18 protein-coding genes are annotated in these 21,285 nt (G+C 72.5%); 9 read left to right on the forward strand and 9 right to left on the reverse strand.

Going from position 1 to position 21,285, the window contains the following annotated elements; all coding sequences use genetic code 11:
- Nucleotides 1-141: 141 nt before the first annotated feature.
- Nucleotides 142-1,728 carry a Na+/H+ antiporter gene (locus tag ABD954_RS25455; RefSeq protein WP_345489248.1) on the forward strand — a complete coding sequence of 529 codons (1,587 nt, stop codon included), beginning with the start codon at nucleotides 142-144 and terminating at the stop codon, nucleotides 1,726-1,728.
- Nucleotides 1,729-1,766: 38 nt separating this feature from the next.
- Nucleotides 1,767-2,336, forward strand: coding sequence for a dienelactone hydrolase family protein (locus tag ABD954_RS25460; protein ID WP_345489251.1), 570 nt, complete (start codon nucleotides 1,767-1,769; stop codon nucleotides 2,334-2,336).
- 124 nt (nucleotides 2,337-2,460) lie between these two features.
- Here the strand turns inward: ABD954_RS25460 and ABD954_RS25465 are convergent, their stop codons facing one another.
- Both ABD954_RS25465 and ABD954_RS25470 read right to left on the reverse strand, forming a co-directional pair.
- Nucleotides 2,461-3,435, reverse strand: a complete 975-nt coding sequence (locus tag ABD954_RS25465; protein WP_345489253.1) for a zinc metalloprotease — start codon at nucleotides 3,433-3,435, stop codon at nucleotides 2,461-2,463.
- Nucleotides 3,436-3,794: 359 nt separating this feature from the next.
- Nucleotides 3,795-5,444: an alkaline phosphatase D family protein gene (locus ABD954_RS25470; protein WP_345489255.1), complete on the reverse strand. Its 1,650-nt coding sequence runs from the start codon at nucleotides 5,442-5,444 to the stop codon at nucleotides 3,795-3,797.
- Between the two features lie 160 nt (nucleotides 5,445-5,604).
- Here ABD954_RS25470 and ABD954_RS25475 point away from each other — a divergent pair, with 160 nt between their 5' ends.
- Nucleotides 5,605-7,263, forward strand: a complete 1,659-nt coding sequence (locus ABD954_RS25475) for an outer membrane protein assembly factor BamB family protein (protein ID WP_345489257.1) — start codon at nucleotides 5,605-5,607, stop codon at nucleotides 7,261-7,263.
- Nucleotides 7,264-7,409: 146 nt separating this feature from the next.
- Here ABD954_RS25475 and ABD954_RS25480 read toward each other — a convergent pair whose 3' ends face one another.
- The 3 genes from ABD954_RS25480 to ABD954_RS25490 all read right to left on the reverse strand — a co-directional run bounded on the left by ABD954_RS25480 (nucleotide 7,410) and on the right by ABD954_RS25490 (nucleotide 10,482).
- A complete protein-coding gene (locus tag ABD954_RS25480; protein ID WP_345489260.1) occupies nucleotides 7,410-8,225 on the reverse strand; it encodes a DsbA family protein in 816 nt (271 codons plus the stop codon).
- A 72-nt stretch (nucleotides 8,226-8,297) separates the two neighbouring features.
- Nucleotides 8,298-9,056, reverse strand: coding sequence for a hypothetical protein (locus ABD954_RS25485; protein ID WP_345489262.1), 759 nt, complete (start codon nucleotides 9,054-9,056; stop codon nucleotides 8,298-8,300).
- Between the two features lie 100 nt (nucleotides 9,057-9,156).
- Entirely contained in the window at nucleotides 9,157-10,482 is a 1,326-nt protein-coding gene (locus ABD954_RS25490) for a DUF2252 domain-containing protein (protein WP_345489264.1), read from the reverse strand.
- A gap of 181 nt (nucleotides 10,483-10,663) precedes the next feature.
- Here ABD954_RS25490 and dnaE point away from each other — a divergent pair, with 181 nt between their 5' ends.
- Nucleotides 10,664-14,203 (forward strand): DNA polymerase III subunit alpha, encoded by a 3,540-nt coding sequence (gene dnaE, locus ABD954_RS25495; RefSeq protein ID WP_345489266.1) that lies wholly within the window; start codon nucleotides 10,664-10,666, stop codon nucleotides 14,201-14,203.
- A 101-nt stretch (nucleotides 14,204-14,304) separates the two neighbouring features.
- Here dnaE and ABD954_RS25500 read toward each other — a convergent pair whose 3' ends face one another.
- Nucleotides 14,305-14,475: a hypothetical protein gene (locus tag ABD954_RS25500; protein WP_345489268.1), complete on the reverse strand. Its 171-nt coding sequence runs from the start codon at nucleotides 14,473-14,475 to the stop codon at nucleotides 14,305-14,307.
- Nucleotides 14,476-14,724: 249 nt separating this feature from the next.
- Here ABD954_RS25500 and ABD954_RS25505 point away from each other — a divergent pair, with 249 nt between their 5' ends.
- From ABD954_RS25505 to ABD954_RS25525, 5 genes are all read left to right on the forward strand, one after another.
- Nucleotides 14,725-16,062, forward strand: a complete 1,338-nt coding sequence (locus ABD954_RS25505; protein WP_345489269.1) for an NYN domain-containing protein — start codon at nucleotides 14,725-14,727, stop codon at nucleotides 16,060-16,062.
- Between the two features lie 20 nt (nucleotides 16,063-16,082).
- Complete coding sequence (locus ABD954_RS25510) at nucleotides 16,083-17,054, forward strand: ABC transporter ATP-binding protein (RefSeq protein ID WP_345492460.1); 972 nt, start codon at nucleotides 16,083-16,085, stop codon at nucleotides 17,052-17,054.
- Nucleotides 17,051-17,176 carry a hypothetical protein gene (locus ABD954_RS25515; RefSeq protein ID WP_345489271.1) on the forward strand — a complete coding sequence of 42 codons (126 nt, stop codon included), beginning with the start codon at nucleotides 17,051-17,053 and terminating at the stop codon, nucleotides 17,174-17,176. The genes ABD954_RS25510 and ABD954_RS25515 overlap by 4 nt, the downstream gene beginning before the upstream one ends.
- Nucleotides 17,173-18,003: an ABC transporter permease gene (locus ABD954_RS25520; RefSeq protein WP_382745743.1), complete on the forward strand. Its 831-nt coding sequence runs from the start codon at nucleotides 17,173-17,175 to the stop codon at nucleotides 18,001-18,003. The genes ABD954_RS25515 and ABD954_RS25520 overlap by 4 nt, the downstream gene beginning before the upstream one ends.
- Nucleotides 18,004-18,135: 132 nt before the next feature.
- Nucleotides 18,136-18,768 carry a DUF2567 domain-containing protein gene (locus tag ABD954_RS25525; protein WP_345489273.1) on the forward strand — a complete coding sequence of 211 codons (633 nt, stop codon included), beginning with the start codon at nucleotides 18,136-18,138 and terminating at the stop codon, nucleotides 18,766-18,768.
- 124 nt (nucleotides 18,769-18,892) lie between these two features.
- Here ABD954_RS25525 and ybaK read toward each other — a convergent pair whose 3' ends face one another.
- The 3 genes from ybaK to ABD954_RS25540 are packed head-to-tail and all read right to left on the reverse strand — an operon-like array spanning nucleotide 18,893 to nucleotide 21,220.
- Nucleotides 18,893-19,390 (reverse strand): Cys-tRNA(Pro) deacylase, encoded by a 498-nt coding sequence (ybaK, locus tag ABD954_RS25530; protein WP_345489275.1) that lies wholly within the window; start codon nucleotides 19,388-19,390, stop codon nucleotides 18,893-18,895.
- A gap of 31 nt (nucleotides 19,391-19,421) precedes the next feature.
- Entirely contained in the window at nucleotides 19,422-20,159 is a 738-nt protein-coding gene (locus ABD954_RS25535; protein WP_345489277.1) for an LON peptidase substrate-binding domain-containing protein, read from the reverse strand.
- Between the two features lie 11 nt (nucleotides 20,160-20,170).
- Nucleotides 20,171-21,220, reverse strand: a complete 1,050-nt coding sequence (locus ABD954_RS25540) for a hypothetical protein (protein ID WP_345489279.1) — start codon at nucleotides 21,218-21,220, stop codon at nucleotides 20,171-20,173.
- Between the last annotated feature and the right edge of the window lie 65 nt (nucleotides 21,221-21,285).

Raw genomic sequence — 21,285 nt, forward strand, 5'->3', positions numbered from 1 at the left:
CGGGCTCCCTGCCCGTGGTGACGTCGAGGACGGCTGCCGGGCCCCTCACCGGGTCCCCGGCCGGGGGCTCGGCGACGGGGCACCGGCCGACCGTCACCGTGACGGAGGGGTGAAAACGGGCATACGTGGCAGGGTAGGTCCGTGGATCAATTGGCCCTGTTGTTCTTGCTGCTGCTCGGAGCCGTGCTGACCGTTCCGCTCGGCGACCGGCTCGGGCTGCCGGCGCCCGTCCTGATGACCCTCGTCGGGATCGTGCTGGCCTTCCTGCCCTTCGTACCGAATGTCGACATCCCGCCGGAGTACATCCTCCCGCTGGTGCTGCCACCGCTGCTCTACGCGTCCGTGCAGCGCACCTCCTGGCGGCAGTTCGCGGCGAACAGACGGCCGATCTTCCTGCTCGCCGTGGCCCTGGTCTTCGTCACCACGGCCGCCGTCGGCGCGGTGGCCAACGCGCTGGTGCCGGGCATTCCGCTGGCCGCCGCGCTCGCGCTCGGAGCCCTGGTGGCGCCGCCCGACCCGGTCGCGGCGACCGCCGTCGCCGGCTCGCTGGGACTGCCCCGCCGGCTCGTGTCGATCCTGGAGGGCGAGGGGCTCTTCAACGACGTCACCGCGATCGTGCTCTACCACGTGGCGATCACCGCCGTGGTCAGCGGACAGTTCTCCTGGCCGCAGGCGCTCGGGCAGCTCGTGCTGTCCGCCGTCGTGGCGGTCGTGGCCGGCCTCGCCCTCGGCTGGACCGCGAACAAGCTGATGGGCTTCCTCGGCGACGCCACCCTCCAGACCGGGCTCACCCTCCTCGTTCCGTTCGTCGCCTATGTCCTCGCCGAGGAGCTGCACGGCTCCGGCGTCCTCGCGGTCCTGGTCACGGCGCTGTTCCTCGCCGAGCACGCGGTCGACGCCGACGACGTGATGGGGCGGCTCGCCGGGCAGACCTTCTGGGAGGTCGTCGACACCCTGGTCACCGGCATCGCCTTCGGGCTCATCGGCCTGGAGCTCGTCCACGTCTTCGGCATCGCCGAAGAGCGGGGATGGGTGATGCTCGGCTGGGGCGCGGCCGTCGTCGGCGTGGTGGTGGGCGTCCGGCTGTTCTGGCTGCTGCCCGCGACCTGGCTGGCGAAGCGGCTGCACACCCGGCGCGACTACGCCGAGGAGATCCCGACGAGCTGGCGGGAGACCGTGGTCATGTGGTGGTCGGGGATGCGGGGAGTGGCCTCGGTCGCCCTCGCGCTCGCCATTCCGCTGCGCACGCACGACGGCTCGCCCTTCCCCGGCCGCGACGAGCTGATCTTCATCGCCTTCTGCGTGATCATCGCCACCCTCGTGGTGCAGGGGCTCACCCTGCCCTGGCTGGTGCGCCGGCTCGGTGTGCAGGCCGACACGGACGTCGAGCGGGCCTTCGAGCGGGAGCTCGCGCTGCGCGCGGCGAAGGCGGCCAAGCACCGGCTGAGGGAGATCGAGGAGCAGGAGGAGCTGCCGGAGGAGGTGGCCGAGCGGCTGCTGCGCGGGGCCTTCGACATCGGGGCGAAGATCAGCCCGGACGTGCTGGACGAGGAGCGGCGGGCCGCGTTCGCGCAGCGGGTCGAGCGGGTGAAGGCCGTCCAGCGGATCCAGCGGGAGATGATGTCGGCGGCCCGCCACGCGGTCCTCTCCGCGCGCAGCGAACCGGGAGCCGACCCGGAAGTGGTCGACCGGGTGCTGCGCCAGCTGGACGTGCGCAGCATGCGCTGATGCCGGGGCCGTGCGGGCCGGGTGGCAGGATGGGCCGCATGGACATCGTGCTTTTCCACTCGGCGTACGGCCTGACCCCCGCGGTGGAGGCCGCGGCCGAGCGGCTGCGGGCCGCCGGGCACCAGGTGTGGACGCCGGACCTCTTCGACGGCCGGACGGTCACGACGGTCGAGGAGGGCATGGCGCTGCGGGACGGGATCGGCAAGGACGAGCTGCTGAGGCGGGCGGTCATGGCCGCGGCCCCGTACTCGGAGCGCGGACTGGTCTACATGGGCTTCTCGTTCGGCGCCTCGGTGGCACAGACCCTGGCGCTGGGCGACGAGAAGGCGCGGGGGCTGCTGCTCTTCCACGGCACCTCGGACATCGCGGCGTCGGCGTCGGTGGACGAGCTGCCGGTGCAGCTGCACGTGGCCGAGCCGGATCCCTTCGAGACGGACGAGTGGCTGTCCTCCTGGTACCTCCAGATGCGCAGGGCCGGTGCGGACGTGGAGGTGTACCGCTACCGGGGCGCCGGGCACCTGTACACCGACCCGGACCTGCCGGACTGGGACGCGGAGGCGGCCGAGAGGACCTGGGCGGTGGCGCTGGCCTTCCTGGACAGCCTGTAGGGGCGGCGGCCGGACCGCCTGAGGTGAGGGCGGCCGGACCGCCTGAGGGCGGTCGGCGGACGCGCGAAGGGGTGGGGCCCCCGGGTATTCCCCGGGGGCCCCATCCTTGTGTCCGGACGGTCCGTCAGGCGCGGTACGCGGTCCAGTGGTCGTTCATGCGGGTCACCTGGCCCGTGGTGAACTGGTACATGCAGGCGTCGTACGTGTAGTCCATGAAGTTGTGGATCGGGTCCGCGCCGGCCTTGGAGGCGCAGGAGTCACGGCCGGTCGGGCACTCGTAGGCCGGGCTCTTCTCGGCCGGGGTGTCGGCGACGTAGTCGCCGTTGCCGGTGCAGCCGCCCTGGAAGGTGTGGTAGAGGCCCATCCAGTGGCCGACCTCGTGGGTGGCGGTGTCGCCCTGGTTGTAGTTGGCCGCCGAGCCGCCCGGCAGGGAGCCGTCGAGGAGGACGACGCCGTCCATGGTCGGGTTGGACTGGTACGAGGACGGGAAGGTCGCCCAGCCGAGCAGGCCGCCGCTGAGGTTGGCGGTGTAGATGTTCAGCGCGTTCGCGCCGCCCTGGCGGAGGGTCTGCTTCATCTGCTTCTCGGCGGTGGAGCCGGAGGACAGGTTGTACCAGGTGGGGTTGTCCGTGTAGGTGGTTCCGGCCAGGCTGAACTGGAAGCCGGTGTTCACGTTGCCGGTGCCCTGGCCGCCGAAGGCGGAGTTGAGGACGGCCATCTGGTTGCTGATGGCCGTGGCGGAGAGCTTGCCCGTCGTCCCGCTGTGGATCACGTGGAAGTAGACGGGGATGGTGGCCGCGGCGGTGCCGGCGGCGGCGGTGGCGCGGCCGGCGGCGCGGGCCTCGGCCACTCTCTTCTTCAGGTCCTCGTCCATGGCCTTGGCCTGGGCGGCGGTGACCTCGTTGGGCTCGGCCTTGGTGGCGTTGCCCTTGGCCTTGCGGGCGCCGGACAGGGCCTCGTGGTCATGGGCGTCGTGGCTGTCCACGCACTCCTCGGCGGCGGCCAGGGTGGTGGTCGACGGGGCCGCCACCGGGGCGGAGAGCGGGGCCAGGGCCAGGGTTCCGGCCATGACGGCGGTGCCGAGCAGACGACGTGACATACGCGGCGATATACGGACAAGAGCACGCACGGGTGACTCCTCGCGGGGGGTTGTGGAGAGGTACTTCCTCGCCACGGCGGGGAGATTACGCGTCCATGTCATGCCGCGTTGAGGAGTGATCAAGCCCAATCATTCAGCGGGCAAAACGGGACATCGAGAAGAAAAACTTGCGCCTGTTCCGGAGTTTGAGATGTGGACGTAACAGAAGAGACGCCAAAGGCGGGTGGTGTGTCCGGATTCGATGCTCCGAACGCGCCACCCGCCGTAGCGCCGTGATCTCGCGTTAACAGAAGAGATCATGGCTGAAAATCGTCGTATGGATGTCCGAGGGGTGTCCGATGAGCGTCCCCCGGTGTCCGTCAGTGGACCGGCTGGTACACCCGCTCGACACGCTGCGTTCCGTTCAGAGTCCGGTAGGAGCGCGTCCAGGCCGTCGTCGCGTCCCGGTCCGCGCGGTCGGAAACCGTGTAGTAGTCCATCTGCGAGCGTTCCGCGGTCACGTCGAGCACGCCGTAGCCGTGGTGGTCCATGTCCACCCACTTCACGTGCCGGTTGGCGGCCCTGATCGCCCCCGACGCCACCACCGAGACCGTGCCCGGCGCCACGTGCAGCAGGTCGTCCAGGTTGTCCGAGGTCACCGAGGTCACCACGAACTCCGTCGCGGCCGACGCCGACACGGGATACGTCGATGCCTTCACCGGCACGTCGTTGGCCCAGGCCATGTGGATGTCACCGGTCAGGAAGACCGTGTTCCGGATCCCCCGGTCCGTCAGGTGCCGCAGCAGCTCCTTGCGGTCATCCGTGTAGCCGTCCCACTGGTCGACGTTGATGGCGATGCCCTCGCCCGGCAGCCCGAGGAGCTCGGTCAGCGGGCCGAGCAGGTCCGCCGGGAGCGCGCCGAAGGCGACGGGCGAGATCATCACCGAGGTGCCGACCAGCTGCCAGGTCGCGTCCGAGGCGGCCAGCCCCGACTTCAGCCAGTCCAGCTGCGCCCGCCCGGTGAGGGAGCGCTCGGGGTCGTCCACCGCGCCGCTGCCCACGCCCGACTGCTGGGAGCGGAAGGAGCGCAGGTCGAGCAGGTGCAGATCGGCCAGCCGGCCGAAGCGAAGCCGCCGGTAGACCGTGCCCTCGGTCGAGGTGCGCACCGGCATCCACTCGAAGTAGGCCTGCTTGGCGGCCGCCACCCGGTCCGCCCAGGCGCCCTCGGCTCCCGGCGTGTGGTTCTCGGCCCCGTCCGACCAGGCGTCGTTGGCGAACTCGTGGTCGTCCCAGATCGCGACGACCGGGTGGGCCGCGTGCAGGGCCTGGAGGTCGGCGTCCGTTTTGTACGTGGCGTGCCGCAGGCGGTAGTCGGCCAGCGAGACGATCTCGTGGGCCGGCTGGTGCCGCCGGACGGTGTACTTCGCGGCCGGATAGGAGCCGGTCCCGTACTCGTAGACGTAGTCACCGAGGTGGAGGACCGCGTCCAGGTCCGTGCGGGCGGCCAGGTGGCGGTAGGCGGAGAACCAGCCCGCCTCCCAGTTGGCGCAGGACACCACGCCGAAGCGGATGCCGGGCGCGGCCGCGTCGACGGCGGGCGCGGTGCGGGTACGGCCCTCGGCGGAGACGACGCCGTCGGCGGTGAACCGGAACCAGTAGGACGTGGCCGGGCGCAGACCGCGCACGTCCACCTTCACGGTGTGGTCGGAGGCGGCGGTGGCGACGGTCGCGCCGCTCGCCACGGGCAGGGTGAAGGAGCGGTCCTCGGACAGCTCCCAGCCGACCGTGACGTCGGGGCCGAGGCCGGAGCCGGGCAGGGCGTCGGGAGTGGGGGTGACGCGCGTCCACAGCAGGACGCCGTCGGGCAGCGGGTCGCCCGAGGCGACTCCGTGGAGGAACTGCGGGACCCCGGACTGCGCGCGTGCGGCCGGGGCGGTGGCCACCAGTGCCGGGGTCACGACGGCCGTCACTGCGGCGGCCTTCACGACGGTACGGCGACTGGGGGCGGATATGAGCTTACGACTGGTCACGGGCCGTCAGATTACCCACTGGTATGACGAACGGGCAGGGGAGTGCGCAAAGTTCGCCAACTCTTCGGAGAGGGTTTCGGCCCGGCCCCGGGCGCGGGTCCGGTCTGGCTAACCTGACTGCGCACCAGATCTCTCATCGGCAGCGGGGGGAACGGATCCGATGACCCATCAGCCCTGGTACGACCACCGTCCACGGCAAGGCGCGGTGCCGGACAATCCGTACGCCTCCGGGGGGCACGACGGCGCCCGGACCCCGGGACCGGCGGTGCCCGGCTCCGGACCCGGACCTGCTGTCGGACCCGGACCTGCTGTCGGGCCCGGACCCGGCTTCGGGCCCGGACCCGGCTTCGGTGACGGCCCGGCTTCCGGTTCCGGCCCGGGGGCGCCGCCGCCCCGCCGGCGGCGCCCCGGCCCGCTCCCGCTGCTCGCCGCCGTACTCGCCCTGCTGCTCGTCGCGGCCGGCGGCGCGTACCTCCTGAAGGAGCGCGCGGCCGACCGGCGCGGGACCGACGCCGCGCCCGGACCGTCCGCCACGGCGAGCCCGGGCGTCCGCCCGCCGCGGACCACCGCGCCGGTGCCGGAGGCGGAGCGGATCCCGACCGGCGCGGAGCTCGCGGCGGCGAGGAAGCCGGGGGAGGCGGCGGCCTGGATCGCCCAGGACCCGACCGACCTGCCCCGGGGCAGCACCCTCGCCCACGACCTGTGGATCGTCGGCGACACCGTCGTGCAGGCCCTGTACAAGAAGGTCACCGCCCGCCGGCTGAGCGACGGCGCCGAACTGTGGAGCGTCCCGCTGCCCCACCCCGTCTGCGAGACACCCGTCGACACCACGCCCGACGGACGGGTCGTCGTCGTGCACCGCAACCGCGACTCCCAGCAGGGCAGCCGCTGCAACCAGATGCGGATGATCGACCTGCGCACCGGTCGCCAGGGCTGGCACAAGGAACTCGTCCAGACCGGCACGCTGGACAGCACGATCATCGTGCACACCGCCGTCAGCGGGGACACCGTCGCCGTCGTGCAGAACATGAAGGCCGCCGCCTACCGGATCTCCGACGGCGGCAGGCTCTACGACATCCCGAAGGAGGACCCGGGCGGCTGCTACCCCGACGACGTCGCCGGCGGACGGCGGCTCCTGGTGACCGCCACCTGCGCGCTCGGCGCCGAGGGCAAGGCGTACAGCAGGATCCGCTCCCTCGACCCGGCCACCGGCAGGGTGCTGTGGCGCCACGACACCCCGAAGGGCCGCAAGCTCGGCAAGGTCCTCTCGGTCGAACCCGCCGTGATCACCACGCTCGACGCCGAGGTGTACGCCGAGGACTGGCGGGTGGTCGCGCTTGGGCCCGACGGCCGGGTCCGCGGCACCGTCGACGCACGCGGCAAGGGCTTCAAGCACTGCGCGGACGCCGGGGACGCGGGACAGGGCGTCCAGAACTGCCCCGGAGCGGTCGTCGGCCCCCACACGGTCTTCCTCGGCACCGAGGGCAGGGTCGGCGCCTACGACCTGACCACCGGAAAGCTCCTCTGGGGCGTCCGGGAGAACAGCGGCCGCAGGCTGTACCCCCTCGCCGCCGCCGGGCCGGCGGTCGTCGTCTACGAGGCGGCCACCCCCAGCCGGCCCGGTCTGGTCCGGCGGATCGGACCGGGAGCGGAGAAGGCGGTGCTGCTGCAGCGGCACCCGGCCGCGGCGGGGAAGCACGAGTACGAGACCCTCGCCGGGAACCTGGCCTATGTGAGGGGCCGGCTCGTCGTCGGCCCGTCCACGGTCAGCGGCGACGACCACCGCCCCGTGCCCCGGCTGCTCTCCTTCGCGCCCTGACCGAGTGCCGTCCCGGGCCGGACCTCGCCCCTGACCGAGTGCCGTCCGGGGCCGGACCTCGCCCCGGGGCGGGGCGTCCCGGGCCGGGCCTCGCCCCGGGGCCGGGCGTCCCGGGCCCGACCGGCCCGGGACGCGCCCCGCTCCGGTCAGCCCTTCAGGGCCTTGGTCAGGGCCGTGTTGAACTCGTCCACCGTCAGCGGCGGGTTGTCGCTGCCCTCGGCGGTCAGCTTCTTCCCGTCCATCTTCAGGGTCGGCGTGGCCCCCACCCCGCTGGCGTCGAAGGACTTCGACATCTTCATCGCCCAGGCGTCGAAGGTGCCGTTCTCGACGTCCTTGCGGAACTCCGCGTTGCCCTTCAGGGCCGGGACCGAGTCCGCCACCTCCAGGAGGTAGGAGTCCTTGGCGAACTTGTCCTGGCTCTCCTCGGGGTGGAACTTCGTGGAGTAGAGCGCCGCCTTGTACTTCAGGAAGGCCTCGGGGCTCACGTCCAGCGCGGCGCCCAGCGCGGACAGGGCGTTCTTCGAGCCCTCGCCCTGGTCGACGTTGTCGATGAAGGTCGCGCCCACGTACTTGAGCTTGTACTTGCCGTCGGTGACGTCCTTGTCGACGGTGGCGCCCACGTTCTGCTCGAAGGTCGCGCACACCGGGCAGCGCGAGTCCTCGTAGATCTCCAGGGTCTTCTTCGCCTCCGGCTTGCCGATGACGACGGTGGTGCCGTTCTCGCCCTCGGTGTTCCTCGGCGCCGTGACGTTCTTGGCGTCCGCCGCCGTCTCCCAGGCGGACGGCTTGCCGGCCTGGACGACGGCGTAGCCGACGCCGCCGGCGACGGCGAGGACGCCGACCGCGGTCGCGGCGACGATCATCTGGCGGCGGGCCTTCTCCTTCTTGGCCTGCCGCTCCCGCTCGATCCGCAGCCGCTCGCGGGCGGCTGCCTTGTTGGCCTGGCTGTTGCGCTTGCTCATGGTCGTGCTCTCCGTGACTCAGGAGGAGGAAAAGGGGACTGTCGGCCGGCCCGGCCCGCGGAAGGTGCCGGCTCAGACGAGGGCGAGGGCGAGGGCGGGGGCGGCGGCGCGGGTGAGCGCGGGCGTCACGGCCGGAGCCGGACGCCGCGGGCCCGCGCCGCGGGGCGGCCCCCGCCGCCCCACGGAGTGCACGAGCAGCCGGGTGCGCGAGCGGCGCGGCCCGCCGGTGACGCGGCCGGTGCGCCGGGGGGCGGTGCCCGGGGCACGGAAGAAGGCCGTCACGAGCAGCAGCGGCCGGAACGCGAAGGCCACCGCAGCCCGCAGCAGCCGGGCCAGCGCCCGCTCGCCGCCGCGCAGCCACGAGGCCGCCGAGAGCCCGACCGCCACATGCGCGGCGAGCAGCAGCCAGGGCACCGCCGGATCGGGCGAGGTCAGCAGCGAGGCAGCGGTGCCGCTCCCGGCGGCCGCCACACCCGGCAGCGGGGCGCCGACGGCCCCACCGCACAGCGCGTCCACGTCCAGGCCCACCGTGCGCAGCGAGCCGGCGACCGGCCCGCCGGCGGGGCCGTAACAGGCCACCTGCCCGCTGGTGAAGAACGTGTCGGCGGCCAGCTCCAGCGGCACGAGCAGCCCGGCGATCGGGCCGAAGCCGCGCTCGCGGCCGGCCAGCGCGTACGCCGCGGCGAAGACCGCCGCCGCGACCGGGACCACCGCCCCGACCGGCAGCGGCACGCCGGACAGCAGGACGTGCGAGGCCACGGACAGCGTCACGGCCAGTGCCGTGAAGAACGCCGCCCGGAGGGCTCTCAGCTGGATTCCTGCCATGTCCATCGCCGTGGAAGTGTGCCATGCCGGGCCGTAAGACGTCCCTAAGACCGAGCTGTGAGGCGCCCCGGGAGCCCCGCGCCGCCCCACCGACCTCCCGTGCCTCCTACAGCCCGGGGATCCGGCCGTTGCGGAACAGGTCCACGAAGATCTGGTGGTCGGCACGCGCGCGTGCGCCGTACGCGTGCGCGAAGTCCACCAGGAGCTCGGCGAAGCCCTCCTCGTCCGCCGCGATCGCCGCGTCGATGGCCCGCTCCGTGGAGAACGGCACCAGCGAGTGGCCGCTGGAGTCGTCGGCCGCCGCGTGCATGGTCGCCGTCGCCCGGCCCAGGTCGGCGACCGTGGCCGCGATGTCCTGCGGGTCGTCGATGTCCGACCAGTCCAGGTCCACCGCGTACGGCGAGACCTCCGCGACCAGCTGCCCGGCCCCGTCCAGCTCCGTCCAGCCCAGCCACGGGTCGGCGTGCGCCTGCAGCGCCCGCTGCGAGATCACCGTGCGGTGCCCTTCGTGGTGGAAGTAGCCCCGTACCGCCGCGTCCGTCACATGGCGAGAAACCGCCGGTGTCTGCGCCTGCTTCATGTAAATGACGACGTCGTTCTCCAGGGCGTCGCTGTTGCCCTCCAGGAGGATGTTGTACGAGGGCAGACCGGCCGAGCCGATGCCGATGCCGCGCCGTCCCACGACGTCCTTGACCCGGTACGAGTCCGGGCGGGTCAGGCTCGACTCCGGCAGCGTCTCCAGATAGCCGTCGAAGGCGGCCAGCACCCGGTAGCGGTCGGCCGCGTCCAGCTCGATCGCGCCGCCGCCGGCCGTGAAGCGGCGCTCGAACTCGCGGATCTCCGTCATCGAGTCCAGCAGCCCGAACCGGGTCAGCGAGCGGGCCGCGCGCAGGGCGTCGAGGAGCGCCCCCTCGGCCGTGTCCAGCGTGAACGGCGGCAGCTCGTCGTTCTTCGCGCCGGTCGCCAGGGCGTGGATCCGCTCCCGGTAGGAGGCGGCGTAGATCCGGACGAGGTGCGTGATCTGCTCGTCGCTGAGCGCCTTGGCGTAGCCGATCAGCGCCAGCGAGGCCGACAGCCGCTTGAGGTCCCAGGTGAAGGGGCCGACGTACGCCTCGTCGAAGTCGTTCACGTTGAATATCAGCCGGCCGGTGGCGTCCATGTAGGTGCCGAAGTTCTCGGCGTGCAGATCACCGTGGATCCACACCCGTCCGGTCCGCTCGTCCAGATACGGCCCGCCGTGGGCCTCGCGCTCCAGGTCCTTGTAGAACAGGCACGCCGTGCCCCGGTAGAAGGCGAAGGCGGATCCGGCCATCTTCCGGAACTTGACCTTGAAGGCGGCCGGGTCGGCGGCGAGCAGCTCGCCGAAGGCGGTGTCGAAGACGGCGAGGATCTGCTCACCGCGCTCGGCGGCGGTGGGCTGGGGGACCGACATCGAAGGTGCCTCCTGGTACGGGACGCGGTGCGCGCGATGACTCAAAATGGTGCATGACAAATGGGACAGGTGTTCTCTGTGTCCCAACGCGCGACCGTACCGCTCAGTGCCCGGTCCCTGTCGGCCGAGCGACGTAGACTTCCACGCTGTCCCCCCAGGAATCCGTTCGGAGGCATCCCCCGTGACCAAGCCGCCCTTCACGCACCTCCACGTCCACACCCAGTACTCCCTGCTGGACGGTGCCGCGCGGCTCAAGGACATGTTCAACGCGTGCAACGAGATGGGCATGACCCACATCGCGATGTCCGACCACGGCAACCTCCACGGGGCCTATGACTTCTTCCACTCCGCCAAGAAGGCCGGAGTGACCCCGATCATCGGCATCGAGGCGTACGTCGCCCCGGAGTCCCGCCGCAACAAGCGGAAGATCCAGTGGGGCCAGCCGCACCAGAAGAAGGACGACGTCTCGGGTTCGGGCGGTTACACCCACAAGACGATCTGGGCGGCGAACGCCACCGGTCTGCACAACCTCTTCCGGCTCTCCTCCGACGCCTACGCCGAGGGCTGGCTGCAGAAGTGGCCGCGCATGGACAAGGAGACCATCTCCAAGTGGTCGGAGGGCCTGATCGCCTCCACCGGCTGCCCCTCCGGCGAGCTGCAGACCCGGCTGCGCCTCGGCCAGTTCGACGAGGCCCTGAAGTCCGCCTCCGAATACCAGGACATCTTCGGCAAGGACCGCTACTTCCTGGAGCTGATGGACCACGGCATCGAGATCGAGCGCCGGGTCCGCGACGGACTCCTGGAGATCGGCAAGAAGCTCGGCATCCCGCCGCTGGTCACCAACGACTCGCACTACACCTACGCGCACGAGGCCACGGCCCACGACGCCCTGCTGTGCATCCAGACCGGCAAGAACCTCTCCGACCCGGACCGCTTCAAGTTCGACGGCACCGGCTACTACCTGAAGTCCACGGAGGAGATGTACGCCATCGACTCCTCGGACGCCTGGCAGGAGGGCTGCCGCAACACCCTCCTGGTCGCGGAGCAGGTCAGCACCGACGGCATGTTCGAGGCCAAGAACCTCATGCCGAAGTTCGACATCCCCGAGGGCTACACCGAGGTCAGCTGGTTCCGCGAGGAGACCATGCGGGGCATGCACCGCCGCTTCCCGGACGGCATCCCCGACGACCGCATGAAGCAGGTCGAGTACGAGATGGACACCATCATCTCGATGGGCTTCCCCGGCTACTTCCTCGTCGTCGCCGACTTCATCATGTGGGCGAAGAAGCAGGGCATCGCCGTCGGCCCCGGCCGAGGCTCCGCGGCCGGCTCGATCGTCGCGTACGCCCTCGGCATCACCGACCTCGACCCCATCCCGCACGGCCTGATCTTCGAGCGCTTCCTCAACCCCGAGCGCATCTCCATGCCCGATGTCGACATCGACTTCGACGAGCGCCGGCGCGTCGAGGTGATCCGGTACGTGACGGAGAAGTACGGCGCCGACAAGGTCGCCATGATCGGCACGTACGGCAAGATCAAGGCCAAGAACGCGATCAAGGACTCCGCCCGCGTCCTCGGCTACCCGTACGCCATGGGCGACCGGATCACCAAGGCGATGCCCGCCGACGTCCTCGGCAAGGGCATCGACCTCGACGGCATCACCAACCCCTCCCACCCCCGCTACAGCGAGGCGGGCGAGGTCCGGGCGATGTACGAGAACGAGCCGGACGTCAAGAAGGTGATCGACACCGCCAAGGGCGTCGAGGGCCTGGTCCGCCAGATGGGCGTGCACGCCGCCGGCGTGATCATGTCCAGCGAGACCATCACCGAGCACGTCCCGGTCTGGGTGAGGCACACCGACGGCGTGACCATCACCCAGTGGGACTACCCGAGCTGCGAGTCGCTCGGCCTGCTCAAGATGGACTTCCTCGGCCTGCGCAACCTGACGATCATGGACGACGCCGTCAAGATGGTGAAGTCCAACAAGGGGATCGACATCGATCTCCTCGCCCTCCCGCTCGACGACCCCACCACCTTCGAACTGCTCCAGCGCGGCGACACCCTCGGCGTGTTCCAGTTCGACGGCGGCCCCATGCGCTCCCTGCTCCGGCTGATGAAGCCGGACAACTTCGAAGACATCTCCGCCGTGTCCGCGCTCTACCGCCCGGGCCCGATGGGCATGAACTCGCACACGAACTACGCGCTGCGCAAGAACGGCCAGCAGGAGATCACCCCGATCCACCCCGAGCTGGAGGAGCCGCTCAAGGAGGTCCTGGACGTCACCTACGGCCTGATCGTCTACCAGGAGCAGGTGCAGAAGGCCGCGCAGATCATCGCCGGCTACTCGCTCGGCGAGGCCGACATCCTCCGCCGCGTCATGGGCAAGAAGAAGCCCGACGAGCTGGCGAAGAACTTCACCATCTTCCAGGCCGGAGCCAAGAAGAACGGCTACAGCGACGAGGCCATCCAGGCCCTCTGGGACGTCCTGGTCCCCTTCGCCGGCTACGCCTTCAACAAGGCCCACTCCGCCGCGTACGGCCTGGTCTCCTACTGGACCGCCTACCTCAAGGCCAACCACCCCGCCGAGTACATGGCGGCGCTGCTCACCTCGGTCAAGGACGACAAGGACAAGTCCGCCGTCTACCTGAACGAGTGCCGCCGCATGGGCATCAAGGTGCTCCCGCCGAACGTCAACGAGTCCGAGGCGAACTTCGCCGCCCAGGGCGACGACGTGATCCTCTTCGGCCTCACCGCCGTCCGCAACGTCGGTGCCAACGTCGTCGAGTCGATCATCAAGACCCGCAAGAGCAAGGGGAAGTACAGCTCCTTCCCCGACTTCCTCGACAAGGTCGAGGCGGTCGTCTGCAACAAGCGGACCGTCGAGTCGCTGATCAAGGCCGGTGCCTTCGACACCATGGGCCACACCCGCAAGGGCCTGGTCGCCCAGCACGAGCCCATGATCGACACCGTGGTCGCGGTCAAGCGCAAGGAGGCCGAGGGGCAGTTCGACCTCTTCGGCGGCATGGGCGACGAGGACAGCAGCGAGCCCGGCTTCGGTCTCGACGTGGAGTTCTCCGACGTCGAGTGGGAGAAGTCCTACCTGCTCGCCCAGGAGCGCGAGATGCTCGGCCTCTACGTCTCCGACCACCCGCTCTTCGGCCTCGAACACGTCCTGTCCGACAAGACCGACGCCGGCATCTCCCAGCTCACCGGCGGCGAGCACGCCGACGGCGCGGTCGTCACCATCGGCGGCATCATCTCCGGCCTCCAGCGGAAGATGACCAAGCAGGGCAACGCCTGGGCCATCGCCACCGTCGAGGACCTGGCCGGCTCCATCGAGTGCATGTTCTTCCCGGCCACGTACCAGCTGGTCTCCACCCAGCTCGTCGAGGACGCCGTCGTCTTCGTCAAGGGCCGCCTCGACAAGCGCGAGGACGTCCCCCGGCTCGTCGCCATGGAGCTGATGGTCCCCGACCTGTCCAACGCCGGCACCAACGCGCCGGTCGTCCTCACCATCCCCACGGTCAAGGTCACCCCGCCGATGATCAGCAGGCTCGGCGAGATCCTCCAGCACCACAAGGGCAACACCGAGGTCCGCATCAAGCTCCAGGGGCCGCGCTCGACCACCGTGCTGCGGCTCGACCGGCACCGCGTCCAGCCCGACCCGGCCCTCTTCGGCGACCTGAAGGTCCTCCTCGGACCGTCCTGCCTGGCCGGCTGACGGCCCCCGGGCCCGGCGGCCGACCGGCCCGGCCCCCGGGTCCGCCGCACGCGCAAGGGGCGCGCCCGTCGTCACGGGCGCGCCCCTTTTGCCTGGTCGCGTCAGTTGTGGCCGAAGCGCTTCTGACGGCCCTTGCGTGCCATGTCGCCCGGCGTCACCTGGGCGGCGCGGTGCTCGGCCTGGGACTCCAGCGACGACTGCTGGGCCTGCTGCTGGCCGCGCTCGGCCTGCGAGGCGCGCGGACTGCGGTCCTGCTTACGGTTCTTGGCCATGGTGATGATGCCTCCTCGTGGGAATCTGGGGGCCAGGGCCGCTGTCAGACTCACACACGGCAGGAAACGCCGCATTTTGGATCATTACGGACGGTGAGGCCAACCCCGCGTGCGATCCGCCACGCCGATGATCCAGTTCCGGACCTCAAGCACTGCCGGGTCGGGCAGACTCGGGGAAACCCGGAGCACTTCCGATCCCGAGGTTCCCGTAGAGGTTCCCGAAAGAGCCGACGAGGTTCCCGAAAGAGGGTGGAACACGTGGACCGATGCGTCGTCCTGGTGGACGCCGGCTACCTGCTGGGCGCCGCCGCCAGCCTCCTCGCCGGGGAGCCGGCCCGCTCGCGGATCACCGTCGACCACGCCGCGCTCATCCAGCAGCTGCGCGAACGCGCCGAGGCCGACACCCAGCAGCCCCTGCTGCGGATCTACTGGTTCGACGGCGCCCCCGACCGCGTGCCCCAGCCCGAACACCGCAGACTGCGCGTCATGCCCCGGGTCACCGTCCGGCTCGGCGCCCTCACCCGAAGCGAGGGACGCTGGGCCCAGAAGGGCGTCGACGCCGCCATGCACACCGAGCTCACCGAACTGGCCAGGAACCGGGCCTGCTCCGACATCGTCCTCGTCACCGGCGACGGCGATCTGCTGCCCGGCCTGATGTCCGCCAAGGAGCACGGCGTCGCCGTCCACCTGTGGGCCGTCCAGGCCGCCGACGGCGACTACAACCAGTCCGAGGACCTCGTCGCGGAGGCGGACGAGCGGCGCGTCCTCGACCGGACCTGGATCACCCGGGCCGTCCGCGCCAAGGACCTCACCGGCCTGTGCGCCCCGCCGCCCGTGCCCCGCCCCGAGATCGCCGCGATCCTCTCCGCGCCCCTGCCCGAGTCCGCCCTCGCCGCCTCCGCGGAGCGGGCCGCCGCGGCCGCCGCCCACAACAGCTCCCACAACGGCTCGCACCACGACCCGCGCGAGAACCCCCGACGGGACACGAGCGCCACCGCCGCCGAGGCACCCGGCTCCGTCGCGACCGAACCGGCCGACGGCGCGAGCCCCGGCGCGTCCGCGCACGCCAGGCACGTCCCCACCCCCAAGGACCTCGCCGCCCTGCGCGGCCCCGCCGCCCCCGCCTCCCACCCGCACCCCGCGAACGCCACCCTGCGCTGGTCCTCCGACAAGGGCTGGATCGACCGGCCCCCGGCCGCCCTCGGCGAACCCGCCGAGACCGCCTCCCTGCCCACCCTCGCCCAGCTCACCAGCGCCGAACAGCGCTGGGCCGACCGCGAGGAGGACATCACCACCGTCGGCGGCGACCCCTACGAGGTCGGCCAGGTCTTCGCCCGCCGCTGGCTCGACCGGCTCCCCGAACCCGGACACATCCCCAAGCTCGCCGGCATGTACCCGCGCATCCCCCACCGCATCGACGGCGAGCTCCTCCGCTACGCCGCCCGCTTCGGCCTGCTCGCGCACAAGGACGACCAGATCGACGAGCACGACCGCTACGCGATCCGCGCCGGATTCTGGCGGGAGATCGACGTCCACGCCGCCGCCCAACACGCCCCCGCGCCCGAGGAGAGCCGGGGGACCCCGTAGGCTCATCCCTCGTGAGTACGGTGTGCGTGGTGCGGGACCTGGTCAAGACGTACCCCGCCACACGCGGCAGACGCGGAGCCCCCGCGACCCCCGAGGTGCGGGCCACCGACGGGATCAGCCTCGATGTGCGCGGCGGCGAGATCTTCGGCCTGCTCGGACCCAACGGCGCCGGCAAGTCCACCCTGGTCCGCCAGCTCACCGGCCTCATGCGCCCCGACTCCGGTTCCGTGCACCTCCTCGGCCACGACCTCGTGCGCCACCCCGAACGCGCCGCCCGGCTCCTCGCCTACCTCGGGCAGGAGTCCACCGCCCTCGACGAGCTGACCGTGGCCCTCGCCGCCGAGACCACCGGCCGGCTGCGCGGCCTCGGCGCCCGGGACGCCCGCGCCGCGTGCGACGCCGTCCTCGACGAGCTCGGCCTCGCCGAGATCGCCGCACGGCCCCTGAAGAAGCTCTCCGGCGGCCAGCGGCGGCTCGCCTGCGTCGCCGCCGCCCTCGTCGGCGAACGGCCCGTCCTCGTCCTGGACGAACCCACCACCGGCATGGACCCCGTCGCCCGCCGGGCCGTGTGGGCCGCCGTCGACCGGCGGCGCGCCGAGCACGGCACCACCGTGCTGCTCGTCACCCACAACGTCATCGAGGCCGAGACGGTCCTCGACCGGGTCGCCGTCCTCGACCGCGGCCGCGTCATCGCCTGCGACACCCCCGCCGGGCTCAAGGAGCGGGTCGCGGGCGAGGTACGGGTCGAGCTCGTCTGGCGCGAGCGCGCCCCCCTCGACGTCCCCGAGGTGGCCGCCCTGCGCGCCTGCGCCCAGGAGTCCGGCCGGCGCTGGGTGCTCCGGCTCGCCCCCGACGAGGCCAGGGCCGCCGTCGCGGCGGTGACCGGAGGCGCCGCGTTCGCGGCCCTCGACGACTTCACGCTGGCGACGCCGAGCCTGGAGGACGTGTACCTGGCGCTGGGCGGGGAGACCCGGGGGCTGGTGAAGGCGTGACCGACGAGTGGAACGCCGAGCCGGACGCGTCGGACGTGCTGGGCGCGCTGGACGCGTGGGACGAAGCGGACGACCTGCCGGACGTCAGGAGCCGGTCGAACACCAGGAGCTGGACGAGTTGAGCACCCCGCCCGCCGAGGCCCTGAGGGCCGCCGACGTCGGCGCCCGAGTCCGGGACGACGCCCCGCACGGCGCCGCGCCCCTCGCTCCGCGCGCCCGGCTGCTGCCCGCACTCGCCGCGGTCTACCGCGCCCAGCTGTCCCGCGCCCGGGTCGCCCGCATCCCGCTGCTGTTCGTGGCGACCTTCCAGTCCGTCGGGATCATGGTCCTGATGCGGGGCGTCGTCGACGGCGGCGCGGAGGCGCGGGCCGTGGTCGCCGGCTCCGCCGTCCTCGTCGTCGCCTTCGTCGCGCTCAACCTGCTCGCCCAGTACTTCGGGCACCTTCGGGCCGGCGGCGGACTCGACCACTACGCCACCCTGCCCGTGCCGCCCGCCGCGGTGGTGCTGGGCGCCGCGGGGGCGTACGCCTCGTTCACCGTGCCCGGCACCGTCGTGACCGCCGTGATCGGTTCGGTGCTGTTCGGGCTGCCGCTCGCGAACCTGTGGATCCTCGCGGCCGTCGTGCCGCTGTCCGGGGCGGCCCTCGCCGGACTCGGCGCGGCACTCGGCCTGCTCGCGCCCCGGCAGGAGCTCGCCACCCTCCTCGGCCAGCTCGGCATGTCGGCGGCGCTGCTGCTCGGCGTGCTCCCCGCCGACCGGCTGCCCGGGCCCATCGGCTGGGCGCGGGACCTGCTGCCCTCCACCTACGGGGTCGAGGCCCTGGCCCGTACCTTCGAGGCGCGCCCCGACTGGGCGGCGGTCTGCCTGGACCTCGCCGTGTGCGGGGCGGTGGGGGTCGTCTCGCTGGCGGTGGCGACCTGGGCGTACCGGAGGGCAGCGGTCCGCTGACGGCGGTCCGCGGACTCCCCTCCACCGGTCCGCGGACTCCCCTCCACCGGTCCGCGGACGGTCCGCCGCGGTCCGCCGCGGTTCCGTCGGTCCGCTGAGGCGGCACACGGCCGCACCTGGCACGATGGCGTGGTGACCGCACCTCTGACTCCGCCGCACCAGCCACCCCCGCACGACTCCGCCCGGCCCGCGCCCGATCCGGCGCTGCCGGACCCCGACGGCGCCCCCGGCACGGCCACCGAGCTGCGGCAGGCCGCCGTGGTGACCGTGGTCTCGGCGGTGGCCGGAGCCCTGCTCGGACTGCTGTGGCTGTGGCTCGCGCCCCGGGTCGTGCTGGTCTCCGACGGCAAGGCGGTCTTCCTGCGCGACGGCGAGGGAGAAGCCGCGATCGGCATGGACGGAACGTTTGTCCTGCTCGGCCTCGGCTTCGGCGCGCTGGCCGCGGCCCTGGTCTTCCTGATCCACCGCCACGGCGGCATCGCCCTCGTCGTGGGCCTCGCCCTCGGCGGCGTGCTCGGCTCGCTGCTCGGCTGGGGGACGGGCACCTGGCTCGGCCCGGAACGCGATGTCGTCGCCCACGCCAAGGCGGTCGGTCCCCGGGTCTTCTTCGAGGCCCCGCTGGAGCTGCACATGGCGGCCGCGGCGGTGCTGGCCTGGCCGGTCGCCGCGATGATCGTCCACCTCGCCCTGACGGCCGTCTTCGGGCCGCGCGACCCGGAGCCCGAGGACGGGCCGTGGCCGCCGATGCCGAGCACGCGGGCCTGACCGGGCGGGGTGCGGGGCCGGGGCTGCCGCATGGCCCCACTTGCCTCCGCGTTCCCGGGCGGGGTGCGGGGGCCGGGCCGCCGCACGGCCCCGCTTGCCTCCGCGTTCCCGGGCGGCCGTCGTCTCAGCCTCGGCCGATCGGGGCCAGGACCGCGTCCGTGAGGGCCGCCAGGTCCCCGGGAGCCAGTTCCACTTCCAGGCCCCGGCGGCCCGCCGAGACGCAGATGGTCGGGTGGGCCGAGGCCGAGGAGTCCAGGACCGTCCGCAGCCGCTTGCGCTGGCCCAGCGGCGAGATGCCGCCGCGGACGTAGCCGGTGGTCCGCTCCGCCGCCGCGGGGTCGGCCATGGCGGCCTTCTTGCCGCCGACGGCCGAGGCCAGGGCCTTCAGGTCCAGCTGCCCCGCGACCGGGACCACGGCCACGGTGAGCTCGCCGTCCACGTCCGCGACGAGGGTCTTGAAGACGCGGTCGGGGGAGACGCCGAGGGCCTCGGCCGCCTCCTCGCCGTAGGAGGGCGTCGACGGGTCGTGGTCGTAGGCGTGGACCGTGAACGGGGTGCCGGCGGCCGCCAGGGCCACCGTCGCCGGAGTGCCGGCGCTGGGCTTCTTCTGCTTCTTCGCCAAGGGGGCTCTCCTCGGACTCGGGCGCGGACGGTCAGTTCGGGCTGGTCGGGGCGCGGGTCAGCTCCACCGCGGGCAGGGACGGCAGATGGCGCAGGACCGCCGTCTCGGAGCGCAGCAGGGTCAGTTCCTCGCGCAGCCGCGTCGCCGTGTCCGGGGCCTGGAGCAGCCGCTGCTTGGCCGGGATGTCGAGGACGGCGGCGGCGGCGACCAGGTACGACACGACGGAGGGGTCGTCCGGCAGCTCGCTGGTGGTGAGGGAGCGCTCGCGGGCGCCCGCCAGGCGCTTCTGGTACGCGCGGAAGGCGCGCAGCACGCCCTCGGCGAGGGTGCCCGCCTCGTCGCCCTGCTCCTCCGGGATCTCCTCGACCTCGGCCGTCAGGAACGGGCCGCTCGCGTCGACGGAGAGCAGCTTCACCCGCGTCGTGCCGGTGGCCATCACCTCGAAGCCGCCGTTCGCGCGCTCCCGGATCGACGCGGCGTCGGCGACGCAGCCGACCCGGTGGAAGGCCTGGATGGGGTCCGGGCCGAAGCCCGCCGCCGGACCCTTCTCCGGCAGCGCCGTCTGGTCGGGCAGGCCCGGGGCCGTCGGCGCGACCTCCCGGCCGTCGCGGATCGCCACGACGGCGAAGCGCCGCGGCTCGGACTCGTCCGTCTGGAGCAGCGCGCGCATCATGGCGCGATAACGCTCCTCGAAGACGTTCAGGGGCAGCACGAGGCCCGGGAACAGCACCGTGTTGAGCGGGAACAGAGGCAGACGGGCGGTGGTCACAGCGGTCAAGCCTAATGGCCGCCGGGCCGGCCCCCGTCGCCCGTCCCCGCGTCCCTTCCGGGCCCGGCGCGCAGCGGCGTGCGGCGGGCCACCTCGCGTACGGCACCGGCGCGCGCGTCCAGGAAACCGCGCAGCGGGTCCTCGGCCACCAGCGTCCAGGGGAACGTGGTCGCCTGCGGCCCGATCCGCCCGAACTCGGCGAGGGCGTCGTGCCAGCGGCCCCGCTCCACCAGGACGTGGACCAGGAGGTTGCGCACCTCCGCCGGCCCCAGGTCGCCCGCCGGGTATCCGGCCGACAGGGCGAGCGCGCGGTCCGCCGCCGCGTCGATCCGCTCGCGGCCCACCCCCTGCCCCGGCGCGGGCCCGGAGAGCAGCTGCGAGAAGGCCGCCCGCACCGGCAGCGCCTGCACCAGCGAGCCCGGCAGCGCGTCCTCGGCGGCCTGCTCGGCGAAGTCGAAGCACTCGCGGTGCGAGCCGTACCACTGCGCCGACAGGTACTTCAGGGCGGCCACGTGACTGCCGTAGTGGTTCGGTGCACGCCGGACGGCCTGCTCCCACAGCGCCTCGAAGGCGGTGTGCCCGGCGTGGGTGCCGCGCGCGTGGTCCAGGGCGAGGCGCCACGGCACCGGATCGCGCGGCGCCGCCTCGGTCGCCGCGTCGATCAGCGGCCCGAGCTCGCGCAGCCGCTCGGCCCTGGCCGGCGACTCCCATGCCCTGCGGACCGCCAGCTGGGCCTTCACGAGCAGGGCGTCCGGGTCCTGCGGGGCCGCCGCGAGCCAGCGGCCGAGCCAGTCGTCCCTGCGGTACGCGAAGGCGCTCAGCCGGCTCACGTAACGGTCCCGCTCCTCCCACTCGGCGGCGTCCCGGGTGGTGGCGAGGAGCTTGGCGGCCGGCTCCGGATCGGCGAGCGCGGCGGCGACCAGGGCGGGCGCCAGCCGCTCGTCCGGTGCGTCGAGCAGCACGTCGTCGTCCGGAGCCAGCCCGGCGGAGAGCCGGGGGCTGTGCCGGACCAGGCGGGTGGTGCCGATCAGGGCGCGGAGCAGTGACATCGTGCGAATCATTGAAAACCGCAGGTGAGGGCGGCGCCAGTGGGGGGCTGTGAAGCTTTGGTGGGGGCCGGAAGGTT

Origin of the sequence: Streptomyces roseoviridis (genome assembly GCF_039535235.1) — a bacterium.
GTDB classification, from domain to species: domain Bacteria; phylum Actinomycetota; class Actinomycetes; order Streptomycetales; family Streptomycetaceae; genus Streptomyces; species Streptomyces roseoviridis.

What these genes read in the sequence shown, in the direction of transcription:
- ABD954_RS25475 (WP_345489257.1), top strand. Translation starts at nt 5,605, where the DNA reads ATGACCCATCAGCCCTGGTACGACCACCGTCCACGGCAAGGCGCGGTG.
- ABD954_RS25490 (WP_345489264.1), bottom strand. Translation starts at nt 10,482, where the DNA reads ATGTCGGTCCCCCAGCCCACCGCCGCCGAGCGCGGTGAGCAGATCCTC.
- ABD954_RS25480 (WP_345489260.1), bottom strand. Translation starts at nt 8,225, where the DNA reads ATGAGCAAGCGCAACAGCCAGGCCAACAAGGCAGCCGCCCGCGAGCGG.
- ABD954_RS25540 (WP_345489279.1), bottom strand. Translation starts at nt 21,220, where the DNA reads ATGATTCGCACGATGTCACTGCTCCGCGCCCTGATCGGCACCACCCGC.
- ABD954_RS25460 (WP_345489251.1), top strand. Translation starts at nt 1,767, where the DNA reads ATGGACATCGTGCTTTTCCACTCGGCGTACGGCCTGACCCCCGCGGTG.
- ABD954_RS25465 (WP_345489253.1), bottom strand. Translation starts at nt 3,435, where the DNA reads ATGTCACGTCGTCTGCTCGGCACCGCCGTCATGGCCGGAACCCTGGCC.
- ABD954_RS25485 (WP_345489262.1), bottom strand. Translation starts at nt 9,056, where the DNA reads ATGGACATGGCAGGAATCCAGCTGAGAGCCCTCCGGGCGGCGTTCTTC.
- ABD954_RS25500 (WP_345489268.1), bottom strand. Translation starts at nt 14,475, where the DNA reads ATGGCCAAGAACCGTAAGCAGGACCGCAGTCCGCGCGCCTCGCAGGCC.